This window comes from Terriglobales bacterium, assembly GCA_035487355.1.
Classification (GTDB): Bacteria; Acidobacteriota; Terriglobia; order Terriglobales; family Acidobacteriaceae; genus QIAW01.
This window is the reverse complement of sequence record DATHMF010000079.1, coordinates 17185-39174: the sequence shown is the minus strand read 5'-3', so window position 1 is coordinate 39174 and position 21990 is coordinate 17185. Positions and strand designations below refer to the sequence as shown.

Genomic DNA, 21990 nt, shown 5'->3' with positions numbered 1-21990 from the left:
ATTGCTGTCGTAAATAAGTCTCTCGGTCATTGTATTGATCGGAAGGCACACACAACCGAAACAAAACAAAGCTGCTTGCACTGCGTTTTTCACTGCGGCGACAGCGGTGCTTTGGTTTACACTATGCTTTAAGCTGGATTTCTCCGCCCTATCTTTAAGGGCTATTTCGTGGTATAAAAACCGCCTAAGGGCTGGTTTCATTGTGGGAATCAGGGCCAGGAGGGGAATTGTGGCAGATTGGCGGACGGGAAAACGGTTCCCGCTGGAATTAAACGCGACCATTCGCGGCGTCAAGACGACCGCCAAGTTGGAGGGCAAGACGGCTGACCTGAGCGCAGCCGGGGTCTTTATTTTTGCTGACGGTAAATTCGACGTCGGCTCACCTATCGAGTTCGATATCACGTTGCCGGCCGAATTCATCGGAGCAAAAAAGGACGTGAAGATCCGCTGCCAGGGCCGCGTGGTCCGGGCCGGGGACCACCCCGACCGCGAGACCGGCAAGGGGAAAACAGCGTTGAAGAAGAAGACTGGCGTAGCCTGCGTGATTGATAGTTACGAATTCGTGCGTAAATAATATGCATCATTCCGGGGGCAAAGCTGGGTCGAGGCAAGATAGAATCGGACACAGAGCGGAGTTGCCGGGTAAGGCAAAGGGAACGACAACCAACGTGAGCGTAACCGGGCGAAGTGAGGGCACAAGCCCTGCTTCAGATGTGCAGGGCCAAAGACGTATGTTGAAACTGATTCTTGCCGATAATCAGGCGATCTTTCGTGCCGGAGCGGCCAAGGTGCTGGCGGTGGAAGACGAAATCCGCGTGGTGGCGCAGACGCAGAATTATGAGCAGACGCTGATGGCCCTGGAAAAGTTTCGCGCCTCCATCCTGATCTTTGCCAGCGTGCTGCACCCCGCCCTGCGCGACGTGATTGCCGCCACCGGCCGGCACAATACCAAGCTGGTTGTTGTGGCCGAGAACAGCGAGAACCTGTCACGCTATGTTACTCGCGGTGTGCACGGGGTCGTGTTCCGCAATGTGACGGGAACGGCGCTGGTGGAATGCATCCGCAAGATCGCCAAGGGACAGACCTGGGTGCAGAGTGAAACCCCCATTGCCATAAGCTCCGATAATGGCACCGACGACAAAGTCGGCGCCCGTGTACGAGACCGCCTCACTCCCAAGGAGCTGAAGATCGTCTCCCTGATCGTGCAGGGATATAAAAACAAAGAAATCGCCAGCCAGCTCGGCACCACGGAGCAGGTCATCAAGAATTATCTGCGCAACGTGTACGACAAGATCGGCGTCTCTGACCGCCTGGAGCTCGCTTTATTTACCATCCATCACCGTATGCTCGCAGAAGCAGCAGCCGCCTCAACTGCGGCAACCACACAACCCTAAGTACTCGGTACTCAGTTTTCAGCACTCAGTAAAGAACAAACTGAAGTCCGGGCTTCTCCATTGTGAAACCTTCTAGAGAGCAACTTAACAACTGTTTCAGTTCGTCACGTTCTCAGAACAGCTCAAGCCGCCACTTCCCCCTTATTGTTGATAAGCGGAAGCTGGACAAAGAATTTTGTTCCCCGATTAGGTTCGCTTTCAAAACGAATATCGCCGCCGTGGGTCTGCACAATGCGGCGCGCGCCGCTGAGCCCGAGTCCAGTGCCTTTGGCTTTGGTTGTGAAATAAGGAGAAAAAATCCGGGTGCGGGCTTCCGGCGTAATACCCACGCCGGTATCTTCAATTGCAATCACTGCACAATCTTTTTCTCTCCGGCACGAAATCTTCAACACGCCACCCTGGGGCATGGCCTCGATGGCATTGAGAATAATATTGCAAAACGAGCGGCGCAGATCGGCGGCGTTGGCCAGCACGGTGAGGGCCAGCAGCATGCCGGTCTGCAACTCAATATTGACCCGGGCGTCCAGCAGGGGCCGGGTCAGGTCCAGGGCTTCCCGTAGGATCTCGGTGACATCCACTGGCAGGCGCTCACCTTTACCGCCGCGAATGTATTCGCCCATCCGCTGGATGATTTCCGCGCCACGGCGCGCGGCATTTTGAATCGTGGCAAGAAAGAAGCGGCGCTCGCCGTCGCCGGCGTTTTGCTGTCGCTCCATCACCACCGCTGCCTGGGAGATGGCGCTCAATACATTGCTGATGTCATGGGCAATATCGGCGGCCATCTGGCCGATAGCGAGATAGCGTTCAGTATCCTCCAGGCGGCGCTGTAAGTCATATAGTTCGGTAACATCGCGAATGATCACTAAAACGCCCGTGATTTCGCCATCCAGAGAGCGCATGGGCTCGGCGGTAATCAAGGCGTCGAGTGGCTCCGCGCCTGCGCGGATGTAGACCCGCTGCTCGTGCTGTATGCTCTCACCCCTAAGAGCACGGCTGACGGCAGAGTCGGAAACTAGAAGGGGACGTCCCCCGCGCTCCACGGCTATGTCCTGCATCAGCGCAGTCAGCCCCATGCCCCTAAGACCATTTCCAAACAGCTTCTGGGCGGCCGAGTTGGTCTCGGCGACGACGCCATCCGCGCTAAAAATGAATACGGCCTCAGGCATGCTCTCGAGTAACACTTTCAGCTCAGACTGCAATAGACCTATCTTCTGGCGGCCATTAGACATAACACTCCTGGGACTAGCTTAATTATTTTGATGACATAAAGACATAAATAGGTTTTCGGATGGATGGCAACAAATTTCGGTCAAGCTGAAGGCAGGAACCGGTCAGGTGCGGTCAGCGGTCTTTAAGAGTTCATTCACAATGGTGACCAGTTCATCCGGATTGACAGGTTTTTCAAGGTAAAGGTCGGCCAGAGGCTCGGCGGCTTGAAAGGCTTCTGCCACATATCCAGAAACCACTACGACTGGCATGGAAGAGTGGTCTTTAGCGGCCTGGACGACGCTCCGGCCATTGGCATCCCCTAAACGCCAGTCGGTAACAACGGCGTCAAAGGCATTGTGCTGGAGTTTATTGATCGCGTCCTGGGCGGAGGTAGCTGCGGTCACGGTGTGTCCTGCGGCCTCTAGAATGGCGCACTTAAGGGTCACTACGTGAGGCTCATCGTCCACACATAAAATCTTGGCCATATAAAGGGTCCTTGGAGACCCGTGCACGTAACGGGAAGCAACGTGCTTGGGAGGTGCCGCTGTAGGCTGCATTTTACCGCCCTGCAACCCAATATTGGGCATATTGTTAAGCCTCTAGCAAGCAAAAGTCAAATGCAAACTTTGAGGACTCAGCCCACAGTATTCAGTTAGTTCTCAGTTTCTTAGCAGCAGAGATTGGCAGCGCCTGCACCGTGTCACTTCATGATGGCATGGGTTTCACGGGAAGCATGGTCGGAACCCATATCCTTCTGCGCGATGGGAATGGCGGCGGTGCGCTCGAGTTTATCCCAGGAGAACGGACGGCCATCAATGGCTCGCTTCAGGGTCTTAAACAACACCAGCGAGAACAATTGCCGGTAGGCAAAACGCTGCAGCCAAACTTGGCTGAGAAGCCAAATATCTTCTCCATTGCCCGGGTCGTGGCGCTCCAGCGAGAAGGCGATCACCGAAGTAATAAAATCCGTCACGAGAAACACGACAAAGAAGAGCAGCAGCTTCTCAAAGCTGGCAGGATTGGCCGTATAGGGATGAAAGTGCCGGTCTATGAAATACGACAGTCCACCAAAGACAAACATGAGATCAATCAAGGGCGAAACCATGGGCAGAAGGATCTGGAAAATGGCGATATTGGGCAAGGCAAACCAGCCCAGCGCACCCTTGTGGCGGAATGCGCCGCGATGCTTCCATAGCGACTGCAGAATTCCGAAAGACCAGCGGAAGCGTTGCCGCATAAGCCCATTGGCGTTGATGGGCGCTTCGGTAAAGGCAAGGGCGCGGTCTTCGTACTGGACGCGGAACCCCCGCTCCAGGAGAGACATGGTCAGATCGGCATCTTCGGCAACCGTGCCGAGCTGATATGCTCCTGCGGCCCGCACGGCGGAGGTGCGCCAGGCACCAATCGCCCCTGGAACAACGGAGACAGCGCCTAAAGCATCTAGTGCGCGCCGTTCAAAATTCTGGCTGGTAATGTACTCGAGTGCCTGCCAGCGGGTCCACACATTCACGCGATTGCCGACTTTTGTGTTGCCGGCCACGGCGGCCACCTTTGGATCCTGGAAATGCGGCACCAGGCGCGCGATGGCATTGCGCGCAATCGTGGTATCGGCGTCAATGCCAATGAAAATTGGCTCATCGTCGCGCACCTGTGCCAGGCCAAAGTTCAGGGCTTCAGCTTTTCCGGCGTTGGGCTTGGTGAGCACCTGCATCCGTCCCTCGGCAATTTCACCGGCGAAGGTCTGTTGGGTAACCAGAACAGTCGCATCGGTCGAACCATCGTCAATCACGATGACACGTAATTTGCCGGCTGGGTATTCGGAAGCCAGCACGGAGCACACCGTATTCACGATCACGCGCTCCTCGTTATAGGCCGGGATCAGCACCACCACCGGGGGCAAAGAGGAAGGATCAGAAGGTGCCTGCGTTCCCGTTTTAGGTTTTCGAAAGCGGTCAAAGACGGCCAGGCCACCCACAATCAGCAGGCGCGAGGTCATCAGGATATTGCCCAAAAAGAAGATGATGACAATCGCCTGATAGAAGAACCCGTAGAGAGTAAATGCAAGATTATCAACCCTGGCAGTCCAGCGTTCATTCGTGGTCAAAGGGGGCATGACTTCTGCCCGCGTCTTACCGATCAGTTGCGCGACAGGAACAATTTCAAAGCCGTGGGCACGCAGTTCGCGGATCATTATGGGAAGAGCGCGCACCGTGGCTTCACGATTGCCTCCGCCATCATGCAGCAACACAATATTGGCGCATGGAACCTGGGTGCAGGAGAGACGTGGTTGGGTGATCTGCTGGATCACATCTGCGGCAAGGTCTTCAGGAGTGCGGCGGGGCGTGGTGCGCCAGTCATTGGGATCAACCTTCGCTCCCACAGTGATATAGCCCATCTCCTGGGTCAGGCGAAGCGGCTCCACCTGCTCGGCGGTATCGGGCTCAGCATCAATGGAATATGGCGGACGAAAGAACAGGGGCTTCACGCCCAGCTTGGCTTCAAAAAGACGCTCGGTGGAATTGAGTTCCAGACGCATCAGGAAACTGGAGATGTTGCTGATATCGGGATGGGTAAATGTGTGGTTCCCGATTTCGTGCCCTTCGTCATAAATCCGATGGGTCAGCTCGGGAAACTTTTCCGCCTGCGCTCCGATAACGAAAAATGTCGCTTTGGCATTCTCCTGCTTCAGGACGTCAAGAATCTTGGGCGTATAGTTCGGGTCTGGCCCATCATCGAAGGTAAGTGCGACCTGGTTTTTCGACGCGCCATATTCATTCACCTGGAAGGGCATGGGATACGTGATAACTGCCTCGTTGTTGATCAACTGCGAATCCGTATCGAGGGTGACGTCACGCCAACCCCAGTCTGGGGCGCGTTCGATCTGCAGGATCTCCCCTTTGCCCTCCATGTCAACATCTTGTCCGGGTGGAATGCTGCGCAATTTTTGAGGAGCATCGGCTTCGCGGGGGCGGTCCCACACCGCCCATAGAGACCCGTCTTCGGAACCTAGCCGCCACAGAGCAAAGGTATTAATGCCCAGCGTACGTGCAGCACGCATTTGGTTGAGGGCCGTAACCGCATCGAGAAACCATACTTCATGGCGAAGATTGGATTCATCCATGTACGCGTAGTGGGGATTGAGCGAATCGGAATCGAATTCGATTGTATCTTCCGATTCCTGAGCATGCAGCCAGGCTTCTTGCACTGAGACCTTGCTGATATCAGCCAATGCCGGTGCGCGCGCGCCTTTGCGCACGGTCCAGTCGTAGCCATAATTTGCGATTCCAGCAATAGCTTTCTCGGGCGGAACTTCCTTCAAAGCCAGCCGCAGATTATTGACATACCAATCCTGCGCGGCAACCGGTCCATTCGCCATGCCGGGAGCGTGCTGGTCGTAATCCATCAGAACCAACCCATCCGCCTGAGCAGCCAGAAAATGATAATCAAAATCGGTATCGTGCGGCGGCACGTTGAGATAAAGCTTCATTCCGCGGCCATGCAGCTCCAGGGCAAGTTCGCGGACCAGGGCGTCGTACCCGGGCTGAGCATTGAGCGGAATTTCTTCAAAGTCTATCGAGACCCCATGATATTGATCGGTGGCCAGAAATTGCATTAACTCGTAGCGAAAACGCTGGCGTGCTGCAGGATCATTCAAAACTGTGCCGATACTGGTAAGCCACTGGTTGGAAACAGAGTCGTAGTTATTGACCAGCGGAAATACTTCTGTCTGGGCCTTTTCTTCGCGCAAGAACTGCATGATCTTGTGCGGAGGATCCACGGCATGCACCACGTTGCCCTGGATCAGATCGAACATCGTGTTGCTTTCGGTCACGGCTTGCAAGCGTCCATCGGGTGTGACCACGTGGAGCCATTCGGGAAACAAAAGATCTATTTGCGCTGAATACTCTTTCAGCGAAGCGTAACTGGCTTCATCCCAGGGCACATAAAAAGCGGCACGGACACCTTCATCAGAATCGGAGTTGGGTGCGACCTGCGAACTTGGCGGCCGGTTTCTGCGGCTGGTGGTGGCATGACGGCGCACTTTGCGGCCTGGTTCTTTGAGCGCCTTCAGAGGCCTCCGCATTTCCGGAAGCAACAGGTTGGTCAAATGCTCATCACGAAAAAGCGAATAGGCAAAAAACACGATCACTACCGTGAGAACAACACCGAGCGGATCTGTGATGAGCCGCAGCCGCTTCCAGCGTTTGCGCTGCGGGTCTAGAAATACAGGTTTTGCCATTCTTTTGTGTGTACCCTTACTATTTTCTCATTCTCTGGGCCGCTCAAGCAGCCACCCACCCTGAGAAACATTACCAGTTAAAACGATATAAAAATAGAGTATTGACGAGGGGGGCACGAACGCGCGATATTGCTTGCGTGCGCGAACTGCTGCACCATCACTTTAAATTCTTTCTCTTCTGCACCTTGGCAGCCATTGGGCTGCGCCTGATATTTATCTTCAAATTCCCGGTGCTCCAGGGAGATACCTTCGTTTACGGCGATATCGCCAAAAACTGGCTGCTGCACGGCGTCTATGGACTAACCAATGACGGCGTAGCGCAAGCCACGTACATCCGGCTGCCAGGATACCCAACCTTTCTGGCCATTCTCTTCAAGATATTCGGCATGGAGCACTATAACTCCGCCATGTTCACACAGGTAGTGGTTGATCTGGGAACATGTTTCGTAGTCAGCGCCCTGGCGCTTGAGATAACCCGCGCACAGGATTTTGCGGCGCAGGATGCTTCGCGGGCAGAGCGTCCAGCGTTGATCGCATTCTTGTTGACGGCGTTGTGTCCGTTTCTCGCCAATTTTGTTGCTACACCGCTCACGGAAACCTGGGCCATTTTTTTTACAGCATTGGCTCTTTATCTCGCGGTCAAAGGGTTGGGGTCTTTGTTCCATGGCTCCCCCGGCTACTGGAAGTGGTGGCTGGGTTGTGGATTTGCCCTGGGAGCCGGCCTCCTTTTTCGTCCTGATACCGGCATTGTGCTCGCCATGACCGGCGCAGTCCTGCTCCCGCTTCTGTTCAAATTTCCAAAGCGAACACTTGTTTCCGGCCTGCTCACGCTCATGGCGGTCATGGTATTGCTTACGCCCTGGACTGTACGCAACTGGCGAACAATGGGCCATTTTGAACCGTTGGCGCCACGCTATGCCAACGATCCCGGCGAATTTGTCAGTACGGGGTTCTATCATTGGCTGAAAACCTGGGTGGTGGATTACATCTCGGTATACAACGTCGAATGGCACGTGGATGGAGAGAAGATTGCCATGGAGGACCTGCCTCCCCGCGCCTGCGACTCGCAGCAGGAGTGCGCTCAAACTCAGGCCTTGGTGGATTCCTACAATGATGGCCTGACCCTGTCGCCCGAAGTTGACGCCCAATTCAACGAGCTGGCGCAGCAGCGCATCCGGCAGCACCCGTTCCGATATTACGTATGGCTTCCGGCCTTGCGCATCACCGACATGTGGCTGAGGCCTCGCGTTGATATGCTGCCACTGGATATTGACTGGTGGCGGATTGACGACAATGGCTGGGATTCATGGATTGCCATCGGGCTGGGAGCACTGAACCTGATCTTGATTCTGCTGGCCCTGATTGGCATGCTTCGAGTCTGGCCGCGGCATTGGATAAGTGCGCCCGCGCTGATTTTTGTCCTTCTGGTCGGATTTGTTGTGGTGCGTTCGCTGTTTCTGGGGACGCTGGAAAACCCCGAACCTCGCTACACGCTGGAATGCTTTCCCGTGGTGCTGGCATTTGCAGGTGTGGCTTTCGTGCGGAAAAAAGTTGGGCCCTCTTCATAAACGATTTGGATGGCAGATTCGAGACATGTGTCAGGACGCGACTTTAGAACTGTTTCAGAATTGCTGTATCCATCGAGACCGGGCTGAAAATCTATTTGTTTGTATCTTAACGCACGGCTGAAGGAGGCTGCGGAAACAGACCGATTGCATTGTGCAGGGCTAACACCCTGCCCACGCTTTGAATTCGCGCGACCGGTCTCGTGCAACGGTCAAAATCGTGTCTTTGACGTCTTTCAAGCGAACACTCAAGGCCCCTCCAGGGAGCGGTGCAACTTCTTTGATCCAGTCTATGTTCACTACGGTGCTGCGGTGGATGCGGAAGAATTTTTTCGAGTCCAGCTTTCTCTCCAACTCCGTAATCGCATAGTCCACGCAGTATGCTTTGCCCTCCGACACTGCATACGTCAGCTTGTCCTCAGCATAGAAGTGCGTCACCAGCGCAAGATCAATGAACCAGAGGCGGTCCCCCAGCCGCGAAGCAATGCGGTCCGGATACTCTGGTTTGGTCTCGTGCAAGGAATCCACAAGGTTTTTGAGGAGCGCCTGTAAATCTGGCTGCTGAGGCTGGCTCGAGCCGCGCAATCGCTCGACTTTTTTGAGGGCCCTGTCCAGAGACTCCGGCCCTACCGGCTTCAGCAGATAGTCAACGGAGTTTACCCGAAAGGCTTGCAGCGCGTACTGATCGTAGGCAGTGGTGAAAATCACGATTGGTTGGCTGGGTAACCGCGCCAAAACCTCAAAACCATTCAGTCGTGGCATTTGAATGTCTAAAAAGCACACGTCGGGTGGATTCGCTGTCAACGCTGCAACTGCTTCCTCGGGTTCGGTTGTGCTGCCGGTCACCTCCACGCGTTCCGTGCGCTCCAGCAATCTGCGCAGGCGCTCCAGCGCCAGCGGTTCATCATCCACCAGGTATGCACGCAGTTTCATAGACGGGGCAAAACCATCTCAACTACACAATCGCCGTCTCGCCGGAAAACATTCAGACGCGCCTTTGCGCCAAACAACGTATCCAGACGCTCCACCAGGCTGTCGAGTCCATGGCTGGCGCGAATGGCTGCCAGGTCGAAGCCTGGTCCGTTATCACGGACCTCGATTCGCAGGCTGCCATTCTCCGCCGATGCTGTGACCAGAAATTCTCCGCCGCCGCTTTGCGGAGTGATCCCGTGCTTTACGGCATTCTCGACCAGCGACTGCACCGACATGGGCGGCACCTTGGCGTCTTGCAGCTCTGAGGGCACGTTCACCGAGCCACGCAGTTTGTCTCCGAAGCGTGTTCTCTCAATGTCAACATAGCTTTCCACTATCGCCAACTCTTCCCGTAATGGAATCAGCGGTTGATGGCTGGTGTCCAGGGAAGCCCGCAGCAATGCTGCCAACCGGCCCACGATCTGCTCCGCACGGTCAGGATTCACTGTGATGAGTGAGCTGATGGAGTTCAGGGTGTTGAACAAAAAGTGCGGATGAATGCGGGATTCCAGCGACCGCAGCCGTGCTTCCAGGGCCAGCTTCTGTGTTCGCTCTTCTGCTACTTCTTTTTCGTGAAGCTTCTCCTCCATAACCTGCACGCGCTCCCGCAATGATCCATGGACTACAGCCCCCAGGCCGAACACCACCGCCAGGGGCATGGCGACACGTAATGTGTGAAAGTATTCCAGCCAGAAGTGTTGTGGAACCACGAAGCCTAACCCCATCAACAGTGTCTGTGCCATCAAACAGCCCAAAGCGCTAAATACGATAATGCCCACGGCCACGGCAGGAACCAGGCGGGATTGGCGGAGCGCCATTCTCTCGGCGAGTCCGCCCATTGCCCACATGCCAAGAATTCCCGTCAGGTTTGCATAGACCAGCGCGTAGGCCACTATATGCAGCAGTTCCCTGACGCCGGAAATCTGATTGCTCACAACCTGGATCAGGACCACCAGTGCAACCGCAAGATTGACCCACAGCAAAGAAAACACCCATCTGCGCTTGGTTGAAGTCAGGGCCATGTTCATTGCCTTTGCACAGTTTCAAAGTCCTTATTTCGTGTTCATCGGTTCCAGGCTGCCCGCCCGGAAAACACTCAGGGGCTGGGTTGTATCCTGACCTGCGAGTTTCAGTTCGCCAGTCACATTCTCATAGAGAGTGCCATATTCAATTTGCTTGGTTGCCAACGACACCCAAATCAACCCCCAGTAGTCGCTGCGCCCTTTCAGACTCATCCCGCCATTGACGATCTCCAGTGAATTGAAGAACGCCTGGTACTGAATCACGGCACACTCCTGGCCATTTCTTTGCGAACGCCCAATCCACTCTAGCACGACGTCGCGGTTATGAAAGGTGCCCACGTCCGGCATGTTTGCGTCCCCGTTGGAGATGTTATGGTAGGGCTCGTTGAGCTTCAGGTGCTCGAAAAAGTCTTGGCCAAAATGCTCAATCATGCCCGTGTCCCAGACCAGATTTCGCTCAAAAACCGCTGTAGGCGGAAACCCTTTGAAGAAATCGGGTTTCAAGGTGGCCCCAAGATCATTGTGATAGCGGAATCCTTCCATGAAATCGCGCTTCTGCGCCGCTCCGAACGGAGCTGTGGCGCCGTCGGCTTCGGCTTGGGCAACGTTCTTCCACATGACGTCTCCCTGCGTCAGCCCACGGGTGTATTCCCCCGTTAGACGCTGGCGGTGAACAATCTCGCCTTTGGTGTTGGCCGTGTTGTAATCCACCGTGAACCGGTACGTGCGAGGGCCGTTGTCCTTCACCGCTGTAACCTGCGGCAGGCTCCAGGTTTGCGCGGGCAAAGATTGCGCAAGCAAAAGCTGGCCCGGCTGACTGGAAATTACCATCATGGCAAAGCTGAGTATGAAAACTGAACTATTTCTGATGTGCATTGGATAATCCTCCTGACATGGAGTCTGCTGTAGAAGGAGGAATGCAGTCATTCCTTCAGCGACGAAAGGCAACAATTCCCGACTGCAGGTAGTTAGCGGCGGATGGACCGGACCATGTCAGAGTGGAAGCGCGGGCCTTTCTTCAGGCCCGCGCTAAGGTGCAGAACAAATGGCTTCAGCCCCTAATGCGACGGCGATAAACAATTTCTGGAATTGCCTAGCTCGGCCAGCGTCAAATCTGCTTGCTGACGCACAGCGGACTGACCCGGCTCAACGGACCGTGCTGCGACTGCACGGGGCGCTCCTTCTGCTGGGTCCGCAACTGCTGGCCTCGTATCTTCTTGCTGTATCCCCAACTGACTCCAAACTGCGCCGCCAGCTCCCATAGCTAGCCCGGCTCTAACTCAGAGGTGAATCGGACATGCGGAACTGGGTGCGAAAGTGCTGGGAAAGTAGCTCGATGGCCTGTTTGTTTTTCGCGGGATCGCTCTGGGCCAGATATTTCATGGCTTCAACCAGTAGGCGTTGTCCTTCAAGGTAACGTGGGTCGCCCGCCCGGGAAGACTTACGGCGGCTGGGATCAGGGATGGTCGGAATGAAAAGGACTTTACCCATGGTCTACTCCGTCAATGCACCCTATTATAGATGCGACTAAGGACACTTTCGGAGCTTAGTTTTCGGGTAGTTTTTAGAACTTTCTTGCACCACGGACTGTTTTTATGGCGTGACGGTTTTGGTTCGTCTCGTGGTCTTCAGTTTAAAAACACGGCCAGAAATCCTCTTATTCATTTTGATATTGCTGTAACAAGCCAGGTGGTAGTCGCCGCTGGGCTGCCAGAACTTCTGCCGAAGCGAGATGTCACGTGCTGGATCAACCCACAACTCGATGAGGGAAAAATATTTTTTGAGGCCCTCGGTTTTGGGCGTGAGTTCCAGTTTGCTGGTTTTGACGCCATCCATCACGGCAGAGCCCGCGACCTTGACGTCAAACGACTTCAGCAGATCATGGCTGCTTCCGCCGAAGCCCAGGGCAAACATGCTCTCCGTCTCAGAGCTGTTTTTACCCAACGGATGTTCGGTGACCTGGTCAATTTTCGGCTGATAGAAACTGATCTTATCGTCGGCGAGCAGCACATATTTCGAGTCCGGACTGCTCAGAAAATCCATCGCCACTTGCAAGCCCTTTTTCGTCCGGCGAAAGTAAATTTTGCCTGTCTCTATGGTGAGGTCCGCCACAACTTTCTGATAGTCCTCTTGCGTCAAATCCGCTTCCGCCCGGTGAAAAGCGCCTGCTGCAGCATCCATTTGCGAAAACAGCGATTTCAGCTCTGGCCCCTCGGGAGTTTCTGAGATTGTTGGGCATGCGACGGGTTTCTGGGCCGCAGCGGATCTGGATTTGTGCTTTTTGCCGGAGCTGGATTTGCGAGCAGCGCCAGGGCCGGATTTCTGTGCGGCCACGGACTGGGGCTTCTCATTGTGAACGCCCGACTGTTGCGCCGGAAAAGCACACACCGCCATGGCCAGTACTGCGAAGAAGCAAAATGAGCATTTCATTCGGTTCGTTACCGCCTGTGAATCCAAACCCGGCAGATTGATGCGATTGAGGGCACTTGCGGGGCTTAGTTTACCTGAACAGAACTCGGTTTTTTACGGCGTGACTGTTTTGGTCCGGTTGGTGGTCTTCAGCCTAAAAATACTATCAGGAATCCCATGATTCATCTTGATATTGCTGTAGTTGGCCAGGCGGTAGTCGCCGCTGGGCTCCCAGAACTGCTGCCGGAGCGAGATGCCACGCGTAGGATCAATCCACAATTCAATGCGGGAAAACATGTTTTTCACACGGTCGGTCTTGGGAGTGAGTTGCAACTTGCTGGTCTTTACTCCGTCAATCGTCTCGCTGCCCGCAAGCTCCACATCAAAAGATTTCAGCAGATCGTCCCCCCGCCCGCCGAAGCCCAGAGCAAACATCCCCTCAATGTCAGAGCGGTTTTTGCCCAGGCTATATTCGGTAACCTGATCAATTTTGGGCTGATAGAGGCGCACCTTGCTGTCGGTAAGCAGAACGTATTTCAAATCAGGGTCGGTAATATCAATCGCCATTTGCAGCTCTTTACTGGTGCGGCGGAAGTAAACCCTGCCCTTCTGAGTGTCCGTGTCATTCACAACTTTCTGATATTGAATTGAGGTTAAATCAGCTTCAGCCGAATGAAACCTGGTTGAGGCGGCATCCATCTGCGAAAGTACGGATGCCAGTCCTGGCTCCTTGGCTTCCGGCGATGAAGCGCCGGAGTTGGATTTTTGCGTGGCGCTCGCCTGGGGCTTCTCAGAGTGATGGTTGGATTGCTGCGCCGGGGCATACGCTGCCACAGCCAGCACAGCAAAAAAACAAACTGTGCATTTCATTCGGTTCGTCACCGTCTGTGAATCCAAACCCGGTAGAGTGAAACCTTGCCGCCATTTTTAACGGCTTCATAGCGGACCAGTTCCGCGTTGCCGGCATAGGGCTGAATGGCACGCAATAAATCTGCCTTGATTGCATCCGGCTCTCTGCTGGGGACGGCCGACGCTGCAACTTCAAAAACCAAGCCACGCTCCCCGTCGGGATAAGCAACTATACCGGTTGGATGTGGAATGCGCTCTGCCGGTTTGTCATTAAAATCAATCTTGAAAGGCGCAATAAAGATAAAGAGCAGGATAATCGTCACCATTACGTCGTAATGCACGCTGCCGCGCGCATGGGTCCACCAAACGTAACTGGAAAGAGTTTGCCAAAACTTCTTCATTCTGGGAAGGCCTTCGACACCTTTAAGATTGTAATCGCAAGACGGCATTGAAGGTGAGTGCTTGTTGGATTTCAATTGAAATTTGGCTGGAGAATAAAAAAGGGCACTTTGCCTGTGCCCTTTTTCTTGATATGGGGCGCGTCTAGGGCGCTTCGATCAGCTCCATCTTGCCGTTCTTGGTGCGGTGCAGCACTTTGACCTTGCCTTCATTGTCCCGGAAGACAAAGACCTCGCGGTCGCGAAACTCGCACTCTTTGATGGCCTCTTCCAGGGACATAGGAGTGTGTGAAACCGAATCATAGGACTTCACCACGTGGGCCTCAGCCATCTTCACAGTGGCGGGAAAGGCATGCACCACCACCTGAACGGCGGTTTTTTCATCGTTGCCCACGGCGACGACACGCTGCGGGGTCTGCAGACTGCGTCCGCTGACGGCGCTCCATTTTTTCCTGGCGGCGCGCTTGCGTGTACGCCAGCGGCTCTTATACTTCACGGCCTGACGGTCAATATGGTCCAGGGCTTGGGTCACGGCGGAGACCATTTCCAGGGCCTCCGCTGCCCCCACGATAGGATGATTGCGTATAGTAATGGTGATCTCAGCTTTATGACGGTGTTTTTCGACTGCCAGGATCACGTGCGTATCAAAATTGTCGCCCAGGAGTTTGCGAATCTTGGAGAGGCCGTGTTCGATCTGCTTGCGGATGATGGGAGTAATTTCATACTGTCTGCCGGTGTACTCAACGTTCATCGAACTCCCTCCTTATAGGGTCTATTCGTTTTGGGTTGTTTTTTGAAACCGGTACAGCTTCGATGCGCTGAGGCAAGTTTTTTTGTTTTCCAGTCACCTCCCGTGATGCAATCAGTCTTTGACCCGCCGTTGATGCGTGCTGGGAATCCTCATGTCCTCACGGTACTTGGCCACCGTCCGGCGTGTGACCTGGATCCCCTGTGATTGCAGTATGCGGGTGATTTGTTCGTCCGTCAATGGCCGACTTGGGTCCTCCTCCTCGATCAGCTTTTTGACCTTGCGCTTGAGGATGAGCAGCGACATGCCTTCGCCCTCGGGCCCGTTGACGCTCTCACTGAAGAAATAACGCAACTCGAAGACGCCCTGGGGGGTGTGGGCATATTTGCTGGCCACGGCGCGGCTCACGGTGGAAGGATGCACGCCGATCTCTTCGGCAACATCTTTGATCATCATGGGCTTGAGATGGTCCATGCCAAAATCGAGGAACTCATGCTGCCGCCGGATGATGGCATAACAAACCTTTAAAATCGTCTGCTTCCGCTGCTCGATGTTTTTAATAAGCTGAATCGCCGACTTATAGCGCTCTTTCACATAGACGCGCACATCTTTTTCCGCGGCTTCGCGGTGCAGAAGTTTTTTATAGGCGGGATTGAGGCGAAGCTGCGGAAGGTCTTCGTCGTTCATCAAGACCATGTATTCGTCGCCTTGCTTAAAGATAGCAACATCAGGTTCGATGAGCCTGGCCTGGACGATGTTATAGCGCAGGCCGGGGCGCGGATCGAGACGCTTGATGTAGTCCAGGGCCTGCATGACTGCTTCCAGCGGACGGCCCATGGCCTTGGTAATTTCCTTGAATTCCTTCTTTTGCAGGGCCTTCAGATGATTGGCGATAATGGCCTCGCAATCGGCCAGCAGTTGGCGGTTCTCGCCTTCCTCGCCATTCAGGTCCTCTTCGATGTGCTGGTAGTTATGAATCTGTGCCAGCAAGCATTCCCGCATGTCGCGCGCAGCCACACCCACGGGGTCCATTTGCTGCACAATCTGAATGGCCTCCCGCAACTGCTCAACCGTAAAGCTGGGTTTGGGCATGGGCATCTGCACAAGATTATTTGTGGCGGCCGATGCGGGCCTGGATCCGGTCTCAGCTTTGGGATTTTCCTGGGGATGACTGGCGGCGGGAGCTGTGGCTTCAGATTGGGCTGGATTCTGGGAGGAAGTGGCCGTGATGTCTGGCTCCGCGATAGGTCCTTCTTCTCCCCAAATTCCTTCCAGCTCACTGCTGGTCACTACGGAGGCTGGTTCCTCGGGAATATCCCGGCCAATGGCCTCAGGAGCAACCACGCCCATCAGTTCATCTTCGGTGGCTGTGAGATAACCTTCTTCGTTCAGGTTGCCAATCACCAGTTCGGCGGCCTCAGCCACCTCTTCTTTCAGGCGCATGGATGAAAGCTGCCACGTCAGATGATCGGTTAAGGTAGCAGGCCGGGAGAGGAAATTCTCAAAAGAAGGTTTCTCGACGTCTTCCCACTCCTGCCGGCTGCGGTATCCGGGGTCAAGATATTCCTGGAAGTACTGCCCAAAATCAACTTCGTCGAAGGGGTCTTTGGCCTCCTCCTTCGGTTCGGTTCGGGGTTCCTCGGTTGCCGCGGGTGAGGAAAGCCGGTCGCGGTCTTCTTCCCGCTGGGAGACTTCATCCAGCAGGGGCACGGTAGCTTCCAGCTCCTCCAGTACCGGGTTCTCGACCATCTCGGCCGTGATCATGTCACGCAGTTCTAGCTTGTTCAGGGCCAACACGCTGACCATCTGTACAAGGCCGGGCGTCAGAACCTGTTTTTGGCTCAACCGGACGTTTAATCTGGGTTGCAATAAAACCATGAGAAGAATGTTTGCAGGCTTTAAATTACTCCTATTATCGCGCAGTTTGGAAGATAAATTGCACTTAATTGGGGAGCTTTACACATTTTAATCTTCAGTAACTTGAGTAACTTGACATTCAATCTAAGAGCGGCGCTCATCGGCCTTTAATACACAATTTGATGCCTTGGAGTAGCTGGAAGCTGCAGGAATCACCTACACCAAAGAGAAGCTCTCGCCCAAATAGACGCGTTTCACTTCAGGATCGTTGCCGAGCTGCTCCGGCGTGCCGGTGCGGAAGATTCTGCCTTCATTAATGATATAAGCCCGGTCGGTGACGGAGAGGGTTTCGCGCACGTTGTGGTCGGTAACCAGCACACCGATGCCAGAGGCCTTGAGATCGAAGATGATTTTCTGCAAATCGAGTACGGCGATGGGATCAATGCCGGAAAAAGGTTCGTCGAGTAGAATAAAAGCCGGCCGGATGCACAGGGCGCGGGCGATTTCTACGCGGCGGCGTTCGCCTCCGGAGAGCGCATAGCCGCGGTTTCGGCGGATGACACCCAGCCCGAGCTGGTCAATCAGCTTTTCCATGCGCTCGCGGCGCTCATGCCAGGAGAGCGACTGCGCTTCCAACACCGCCATGATGTTTTCTTCGACGGTCAGCTTGCGAAAAACTGAGGGCTCCTGCGGCAGATAACTGATGCGGTGCACGCGGGCGCGCAAATACATGGGGACATCTGTAATATCGGCGCGATTTAAGAGAATGCGGCCTGAGTCAGGAGACGTGAGGCCCACAATCATATAAAAAGTTGTGGTTTTCCCGGCGCCGTTGGGACCCAGCAGCCCTACAACTTCTCCCTGGTTGATCTTCAAACTGACGCCGTTGACCACCCTGCGGCCGCCGTAGGATTTGCCCAGTTGCTCAGTCCACAAAGTGCTGGTTTTCGCTGTCATGAAAGACTTTTATATGTAAACCGCTATTTTACCCGGGTTTGGGTCACTGCCCGAACAGAACTTGAGCTTTCCACCAGGACCCGGTCATCCTGGCTGTAAAAAGTTACCGAATCGCCATGGACCGTGCCCCGCTCAGCATCGTATAAACTCGGCTGCGTGGAAGAAGTTCCGGTGAGCACGTATTTGCTGTCAGCGGTGGTGTAGACCAGCTTTTCTCCCTGGGCTGTGCGGGCCGGCTGCTGCACGAACACGTTGCCCTCGGCGATGGCGTGATCAATCTGACTGGCGCCTTGGGATTGGGCCCCAGGGGATGGTGCGCCTTTTGCGCTTTCGCCCGGCGTCAGATAAATATCCAAATGGTCGGACTTCATGGTGCCATCATTGGATAACAGGAACACCTCGCCTTCATAGCGGGCTTTGCGCTGGTCGTCCGCATAGTTCAAGTGATTCGAGGTCACGTGGACCGGAGACTGCTTGCCGTGCGAATCGTTCTGGATAAAGACGGATTTCACCGGCGCAGACGGGCTTCCCAGCGCAGCCATGGAGCGGTGTTCTCGCTGGAAATCAATTGCCGGAGCTTCCACCACATTTGGGCCCTGCCAGAGGCGGACGTCGCCGGTATAGTGGGCAATCCCGCTGGCTTTGGCTGCGGCCATGTGTTTGGCCGTAACGTGAATGGGATCGGCGGAAGAGAGCATCGCGCCTGAAGGCTGCTGCTTCAGGTTGTTATACGTGGTCTTCACATCGCCCTCGGCAAAGGCGTCGCCCGTGCCGCGGTTCAGGCGCATGGTGACTGCCGTGGTCTGCATTTTCGCACCATCTTTGCCGTTATCGATCACGCGAGGAGAGCCGGTGAGGTTCAGCATCTGGTCGGCGGGCGTATAGCGGGCATGATCGGAAAATGCCTGGCGCTCTTCATCCATATAATGCACGTTACCTTGCTGCACAATATTTTCGATGCCGTTTTCGTTCGATTTGGCATTAAAGAGCACATCTAAAGATTGGCTGGTGCTGACCCTGTCGGGCAGGTTGGGCGTGGGGTTCGGCGAAACGATTTTTGCATCGGGCTCGCCATGCAGGGTCTTAATGCGGCCTTCAGAATCAAAGGTTCCATTGAACACGCCGGCGGTGACTACGGTTTTTGGCGCTGCCGCCTGCTGAATTTCAATGCGGGCCGCGCCGCTGGTAACCGCACTCTGAAAAACACCATTGGCTCCGCTGAAAATATCCACCGCATCGGTGATTAATTCAAGCTGCTGAGCGCTTTTACCCGGCTTGGCGGCCTGGATCTGGCGAAAGTGGACATCTTCAGTAGCATGGATCTTGCTGGGATGGCGGTCGGGAGTAAAGTCAATCACTGCCGTACCCGCTGTACCATGAATCACTTGTCCGCCGGAAGAATCGAGAACTACATTCCCATGCAGCACCGCAGTTTGCAGAATGTTGTGCTCTCCGACCATGAAGGTCCCCTGCCCGGCGTGGACGTCATATTTTTCTCCGGCAGATTTGGTGGTGGTGGCGTGCACACCTGCTTCCGCCAGCATGTGCTCGACGGTGTTGTCCTCGCGCAGGAAGACTGTCAGCTTGTCAGTATCAAAAGTATTCTGCTTTTCTGCGATATGGGCGTTCAACAGCACGGCCTGACGTGGCTGCTTGGTCAGAACTGCGCGTTGTGCCTTAATGTTGGCCGGATTCTCGCCTATCGTGTTGACATTCACCTGGGACTGCAAAGTTATGATATTGCTCTTGGAATCAAGGATTGCGCCCACAGCGGTTCCGTTGGCCTGGGGCAGGCGAAATTCAACTAGACCCTCAGTGACCGCGTATCCGGTTTTCTGACTGAAGCTCAGACCATGAGTTTTAATGTGCACCAAGTTCTTTAAAATTTCTGGCGGGGCCTGGTCGGGGCGCGAGGGACCTTGGATGTTGTTTTCCAAATCTATCTGCACATCGCCCTGCGCAACCACGTCACCGGAGGCAGGATCGTAGTCAAAATCGGCTCCGTAGATCTGGTCGAACCGGTTGGATTCCTTGCCGTACACAATGATGGTTACGTCCTGCAATCTGGCGCGTCCGCCCACCTTGTATTCCAGGGCTTTTGCCGCGTGAATCGTAAACAAGGTCCGGCCGTGGTCCGACTTGGAGTAGGTGTATCCTTCCGAGCTTTTCTGGATCTCTGGGGCTAGCTTGGGCGGCAGATTGTGGCCTGCTGAGTGAAAGCGGTAACGCGCGTAGGAATAATATCCAACCACTACCAGTACGAGCCCGCAGGCAGCGTACAAAAACCAATTCCTGAGCTGTCGAGGATCAGAGACCATATGAATTAAGGAGAAGAGAAATTAAAGCTCTTATTACTCCTGCTGGTCAAGTTCTTCCGGCGCGCCGTGGCGGCGGAGCAACGCAGGCAGATTTTGCGAAAAAGCTGAGCGTGGCATTACGCTGTCGCAGCCGGCTTCCTGGGCCTTCATCTTCAGATCGCCCTGCACGTGCGAGACAAAGCCAAGGATGGAAGTCCCTTTTTTCAGTTTGGACTTTATCTTTGGAATGGTGGTCAGCGGCTTGGCGTTGACATTGTTGAGATCGAAAATGACCAGAGACGGTTTTTCTTCGGCTTGGGAACCTACTTTTTCCATCAGTTCGTCGAGTGTCTTTACGAATTCAACTTTCACATTCAACCTGCGGGCCGTATCCATGATCTTAGTCATGAAAAAGAGGTCTTCCACGAAAGCGAAGATGCGCGTGGCGGCGTCTTCATTCAGAGCTGACGGGTCCACAGGCCGGATTTCATTCTGCTGCGCAATCGCCATCCCGCGGCCGGCCGGTTTGCGATTTTTGAACGGCTGGCGGAAGCGATTACGCCTTCCGAAGCCGCCTCGATTGTTGCCCTGGCCTTGCTGCCCGCCATTCTCGCCGTTCTGTTGACGATAGCTGTGGTCCATGGGGCCGGTAAATACTCCGCGATTGCCGTTCCCCTGTCCGTTGCCGCGGTTTTGTTGACCGCCGCCACCACCGCCGCCACCCTGCCGGTTCTGTTTGCGTCCACGGAAGCGGCGGTTGCGGAAGTTGCGGCCTCCGTTGGGGCGCGTGCCGGGCACGGGCGGAGTGGTTGTCTCCGCTTGACCTGCTTCGGATTGACCTGCTTCGGAGGAAGGAGCCGGTGCAGAAGCCTTGGGCGCGGGAAATGATGAATCTTCCCCAAAAGTTTCCGGGGAATCGGATGGGAAATCGCTTGTATCCATTGTGTGTTTATTCTCTTCGTTCTATGGTTTCGCCGGGCGGAATTTACGCACGGCGAAAAATCTTTTAACTTAACTTGCCCTATAGGTTTGATGGCAGCAACGAGGATCGGTGCCTAAATTGCAATACTGCCTCATCATCAACCTGGTCTGAAAGTTCGAGTGTCATGAAGCCGTGCGGCGTGGTGTGCCAGCAGGCTGCTTCCAAAACTCTTCTGTTGCGTGACTGGCACAGCAAAGGAACTGTGCGGCTTTAAGGAACAAGACCATCTTACGCGCAACTCCAGAAACGCGCAAGCGCGATTACAAAATAATTACATAAACTAAAGTAACTTGGATTTGAAACCAAAGGTCACATTCGACGTGTGCGGTGAAGCTGGTGGTTTGCTATATACGTTGTTCATGTCAATGCAGCGCTTTCGATGGTACAGCAGCCGTAGGTCGCGCCACACATGCCGGTAGTGCGGCCGAGTTGTTATTCTAGGTCCACAATAAATCCCTTTTTGTGACCTCCCTGATGGCCACAGCCAGCCGTATCCGATAAGTAATGGCTATAAGGATCGCGATTTGCGGGTTACGTCCGCGACAAACCGTCTGAGTGCTGTAGGGTCACGCAATACGCGGAGCTCCGCGGTGGGGGCGTGCTTAGCGATCGCTTGCATGAGAACCGGACGGCTTCGACGGCGATACGCTATGAGCCAACACCAGAAGTCTGCACGTTCGCGCGATCGCCGGAATGCACGCCAAGCGCAGCGCAGGAGCGAGAAGTCCAAAACAATGATCGTGTCCGCCGCTCGAAGCCGAACCTCGATAATGTCGTAGGGACCAAGGTCACCATCCATGATCCAACCATCTTCCGCAACGAGCTTCTCTTGCACGACCGCCCACCGATCGCGAGGAGTTGCAATAAGACCTTGCTGCCAAAAGACCTTATCAAGCTCGATGACCGGGAGCCGGGTGATCTCGCCCAGGCGCCTCGCGAGAGTCGATTTGCCAGACGCTCCACGACCCAGGATGACCACGCGCTTCATATTCTCCAGCGTACGCTTATTTGATACCGCCATGGGGTGCCGGCATCATTCTTCCCGGAGTGGGAGGCAAACCGCAAGTTGGCCAGAAACGGCCTGTGGTCAT

General features: G+C 54.7%; 19 protein-coding genes. 4 read left to right on the top strand and 15 right to left on the bottom strand.

Annotated elements, in window-relative coordinates; all coding sequences use genetic code 11:
* Nucleotides 1–229 precede the first annotated feature (229 nt).
* Both VK738_14180 and VK738_14175 read left to right on the top strand, forming a co-directional pair.
* Nucleotides 230–574 carry a PilZ domain-containing protein gene (locus tag VK738_14180; protein HTD23803.1) on the top strand — a complete coding sequence of 115 codons (345 nt, stop codon included), beginning with the start codon at nucleotides 230–232 and terminating at the stop codon, nucleotides 572–574.
* 157 nt (nucleotides 575–731) lie between these two features.
* Nucleotides 732–1394: a response regulator transcription factor gene (locus VK738_14175; GenBank protein HTD23802.1), complete on the top strand. Its 663-nt coding sequence runs from the start codon at nucleotides 732–734 to the stop codon at nucleotides 1392–1394.
* A gap of 122 nt (nucleotides 1395–1516) precedes the next feature.
* Here the strand turns inward: VK738_14175 and VK738_14170 are convergent, their stop codons facing one another.
* The 3 genes from VK738_14170 to VK738_14160 form a co-directional block, all read right to left on the bottom strand.
* Entirely contained in the window at nucleotides 1517–2623 is a 1107-nt protein-coding gene (locus VK738_14170; GenBank protein ID HTD23801.1) for an ATP-binding protein, read from the bottom strand.
* 102 nt (nucleotides 2624–2725) lie between these two features.
* Nucleotides 2726–3088, bottom strand: coding sequence for a response regulator (locus VK738_14165; GenBank protein HTD23800.1), 363 nt, complete (start codon nucleotides 3086–3088; stop codon nucleotides 2726–2728).
* Nucleotides 3089–3303: 215 nt separating this feature from the next.
* Entirely contained in the window at nucleotides 3304–6843 is a 3540-nt protein-coding gene (locus tag VK738_14160) for a polysaccharide deacetylase family protein (GenBank protein HTD23799.1), read from the bottom strand.
* 137 nt (nucleotides 6844–6980) lie between these two features.
* On the opposite strand from VK738_14160, the gene VK738_14155 reads away from it, so the two are divergent.
* Complete coding sequence (locus tag VK738_14155) at nucleotides 6981–8411, top strand: glycosyltransferase family 39 protein (GenBank protein HTD23798.1); 1431 nt, start codon at nucleotides 6981–6983, stop codon at nucleotides 8409–8411.
* Nucleotides 8412–8570: 159 nt separating this feature from the next.
* On the opposite strand, the gene VK738_14150 is transcribed toward VK738_14155, so the two are convergent.
* The 12 genes from VK738_14150 to VK738_14095 form a co-directional block, all read right to left on the bottom strand.
* Nucleotides 8571–9341 carry a LytTR family DNA-binding domain-containing protein gene (locus VK738_14150; protein HTD23797.1) on the bottom strand — a complete coding sequence of 257 codons (771 nt, stop codon included), beginning with the start codon at nucleotides 9339–9341 and terminating at the stop codon, nucleotides 8571–8573.
* Nucleotides 9338–10402 carry a histidine kinase gene (locus VK738_14145; GenBank protein ID HTD23796.1) on the bottom strand — a complete coding sequence of 355 codons (1065 nt, stop codon included), beginning with the start codon at nucleotides 10400–10402 and terminating at the stop codon, nucleotides 9338–9340. The genes VK738_14150 and VK738_14145 overlap by 4 nt, the downstream gene beginning before the upstream one ends.
* 30 nt (nucleotides 10403–10432) lie before the next feature.
* Nucleotides 10433–11278 (bottom strand): hypothetical protein, encoded by an 846-nt coding sequence (locus VK738_14140; protein ID HTD23795.1) that lies wholly within the window; start codon nucleotides 11276–11278, stop codon nucleotides 10433–10435.
* A gap of 399 nt (nucleotides 11279–11677) precedes the next feature.
* Entirely contained in the window at nucleotides 11678–11893 is a 216-nt protein-coding gene (locus VK738_14135; protein HTD23794.1) for a hypothetical protein, read from the bottom strand.
* A gap of 102 nt (nucleotides 11894–11995) precedes the next feature.
* Nucleotides 11996–12832 (bottom strand): outer membrane lipoprotein carrier protein LolA, encoded by an 837-nt coding sequence (locus VK738_14130; GenBank protein ID HTD23793.1) that lies wholly within the window; start codon nucleotides 12830–12832, stop codon nucleotides 11996–11998.
* A gap of 93 nt (nucleotides 12833–12925) precedes the next feature.
* A complete protein-coding gene (locus VK738_14125; GenBank protein ID HTD23792.1) occupies nucleotides 12926–13681 on the bottom strand; it encodes an outer membrane lipoprotein-sorting protein in 756 nt (251 codons plus the stop codon).
* Between the two features lie 8 nt (nucleotides 13682–13689).
* Complete coding sequence (locus tag VK738_14120) at nucleotides 13690–14061, bottom strand: hypothetical protein (protein HTD23791.1); 372 nt, start codon at nucleotides 14059–14061, stop codon at nucleotides 13690–13692.
* Nucleotides 14062–14203: 142 nt separating this feature from the next.
* The gene (gene raiA / locus VK738_14115) at nucleotides 14204–14809 is read right to left on the bottom strand and encodes a ribosome-associated translation inhibitor RaiA (protein ID HTD23790.1); all 606 of its coding nucleotides are present in this window, start codon (nucleotides 14807–14809) and stop codon (nucleotides 14204–14206) included.
* A gap of 111 nt (nucleotides 14810–14920) precedes the next feature.
* Nucleotides 14921–16684: an RNA polymerase factor sigma-54 gene (gene rpoN, locus VK738_14110; GenBank protein ID HTD23789.1), complete on the bottom strand. Its 1764-nt coding sequence runs from the start codon at nucleotides 16682–16684 to the stop codon at nucleotides 14921–14923.
* Between the two features lie 195 nt (nucleotides 16685–16879).
* The gene (gene lptB / locus VK738_14105; GenBank protein ID HTD23788.1) at nucleotides 16880–17620 is read right to left on the bottom strand and encodes an LPS export ABC transporter ATP-binding protein; all 741 of its coding nucleotides are present in this window, start codon (nucleotides 17618–17620) and stop codon (nucleotides 16880–16882) included.
* A 23-nt stretch (nucleotides 17621–17643) separates the two neighbouring features.
* The gene (locus VK738_14100; protein HTD23787.1) at nucleotides 17644–19902 is read right to left on the bottom strand and encodes an LptA/OstA family protein; all 2259 of its coding nucleotides are present in this window, start codon (nucleotides 19900–19902) and stop codon (nucleotides 17644–17646) included.
* Between the two features lie 69 nt (nucleotides 19903–19971).
* Entirely contained in the window at nucleotides 19972–20859 is an 888-nt protein-coding gene (locus tag VK738_14095) for a hypothetical protein (protein HTD23786.1), read from the bottom strand.
* Nucleotides 20860–21497: 638 nt separating this feature from the next.
* Here VK738_14095 and VK738_14090 point away from each other — a divergent pair.
* On the top strand, nucleotides 21498–21911 hold the full coding sequence (locus VK738_14090) for a hypothetical protein (protein ID HTD23785.1): 414 nt from the start codon (nucleotides 21498–21500) through the stop codon (nucleotides 21909–21911).
* Nucleotides 21912–21990 lie beyond the last annotated feature (79 nt).

Bases quoted from the DNA above. Each gene is read 5' to 3' on its own strand.
- rpoN (HTD23789.1), bottom strand. From the start codon at position 16,684: ATGGTTTTATTGCAACCCAGATTAAACGTCCGGTTGAGCCAAAAACAG.
- VK738_14170 (HTD23801.1), bottom strand. From the start codon at position 2,623: ATGTCTAATGGCCGCCAGAAGATAGGTCTATTGCAGTCTGAGCTGAAA.
- VK738_14125 (HTD23792.1), bottom strand. From the start codon at position 13,681: ATGAAATGCACAGTTTGTTTTTTTGCTGTGCTGGCTGTGGCAGCGTAT.
- VK738_14160 (HTD23799.1), bottom strand. From the start codon at position 6,843: ATGGCAAAACCTGTATTTCTAGACCCGCAGCGCAAACGCTGGAAGCGG.
- VK738_14145 (HTD23796.1), bottom strand. From the start codon at position 10,402: ATGGCCCTGACTTCAACCAAGCGCAGATGGGTGTTTTCTTTGCTGTGG.
- VK738_14140 (HTD23795.1), bottom strand. From the start codon at position 11,278: ATGCACATCAGAAATAGTTCAGTTTTCATACTCAGCTTTGCCATGATG.
- VK738_14135 (HTD23794.1), bottom strand. From the start codon at position 11,893: ATGGGTAAAGTCCTTTTCATTCCGACCATCCCTGATCCCAGCCGCCGT.
- lptB (HTD23788.1), bottom strand. From the start codon at position 17,620: ATGACAGCGAAAACCAGCACTTTGTGGACTGAGCAACTGGGCAAATCC.
- VK738_14165 (HTD23800.1), bottom strand. From the start codon at position 3,088: ATGGCCAAGATTTTATGTGTGGACGATGAGCCTCACGTAGTGACCCTT.
- raiA (HTD23790.1), bottom strand. From the start codon at position 14,809: ATGAACGTTGAGTACACCGGCAGACAGTATGAAATTACTCCCATCATC.
- VK738_14120 (HTD23791.1), bottom strand. From the start codon at position 14,061: ATGAAGAAGTTTTGGCAAACTCTTTCCAGTTACGTTTGGTGGACCCAT.
- VK738_14175 (HTD23802.1), top strand. From the start codon at position 732: ATGTTGAAACTGATTCTTGCCGATAATCAGGCGATCTTTCGTGCCGGA.
- VK738_14130 (HTD23793.1), bottom strand. From the start codon at position 12,832: ATGAAATGCTCATTTTGCTTCTTCGCAGTACTGGCCATGGCGGTGTGT.
- VK738_14150 (HTD23797.1), bottom strand. From the start codon at position 9,341: ATGAAACTGCGTGCATACCTGGTGGATGATGAACCGCTGGCGCTGGAG.
- VK738_14095 (HTD23786.1), bottom strand. From the start codon at position 20,859: ATGGATACAAGCGATTTCCCATCCGATTCCCCGGAAACTTTTGGGGAA.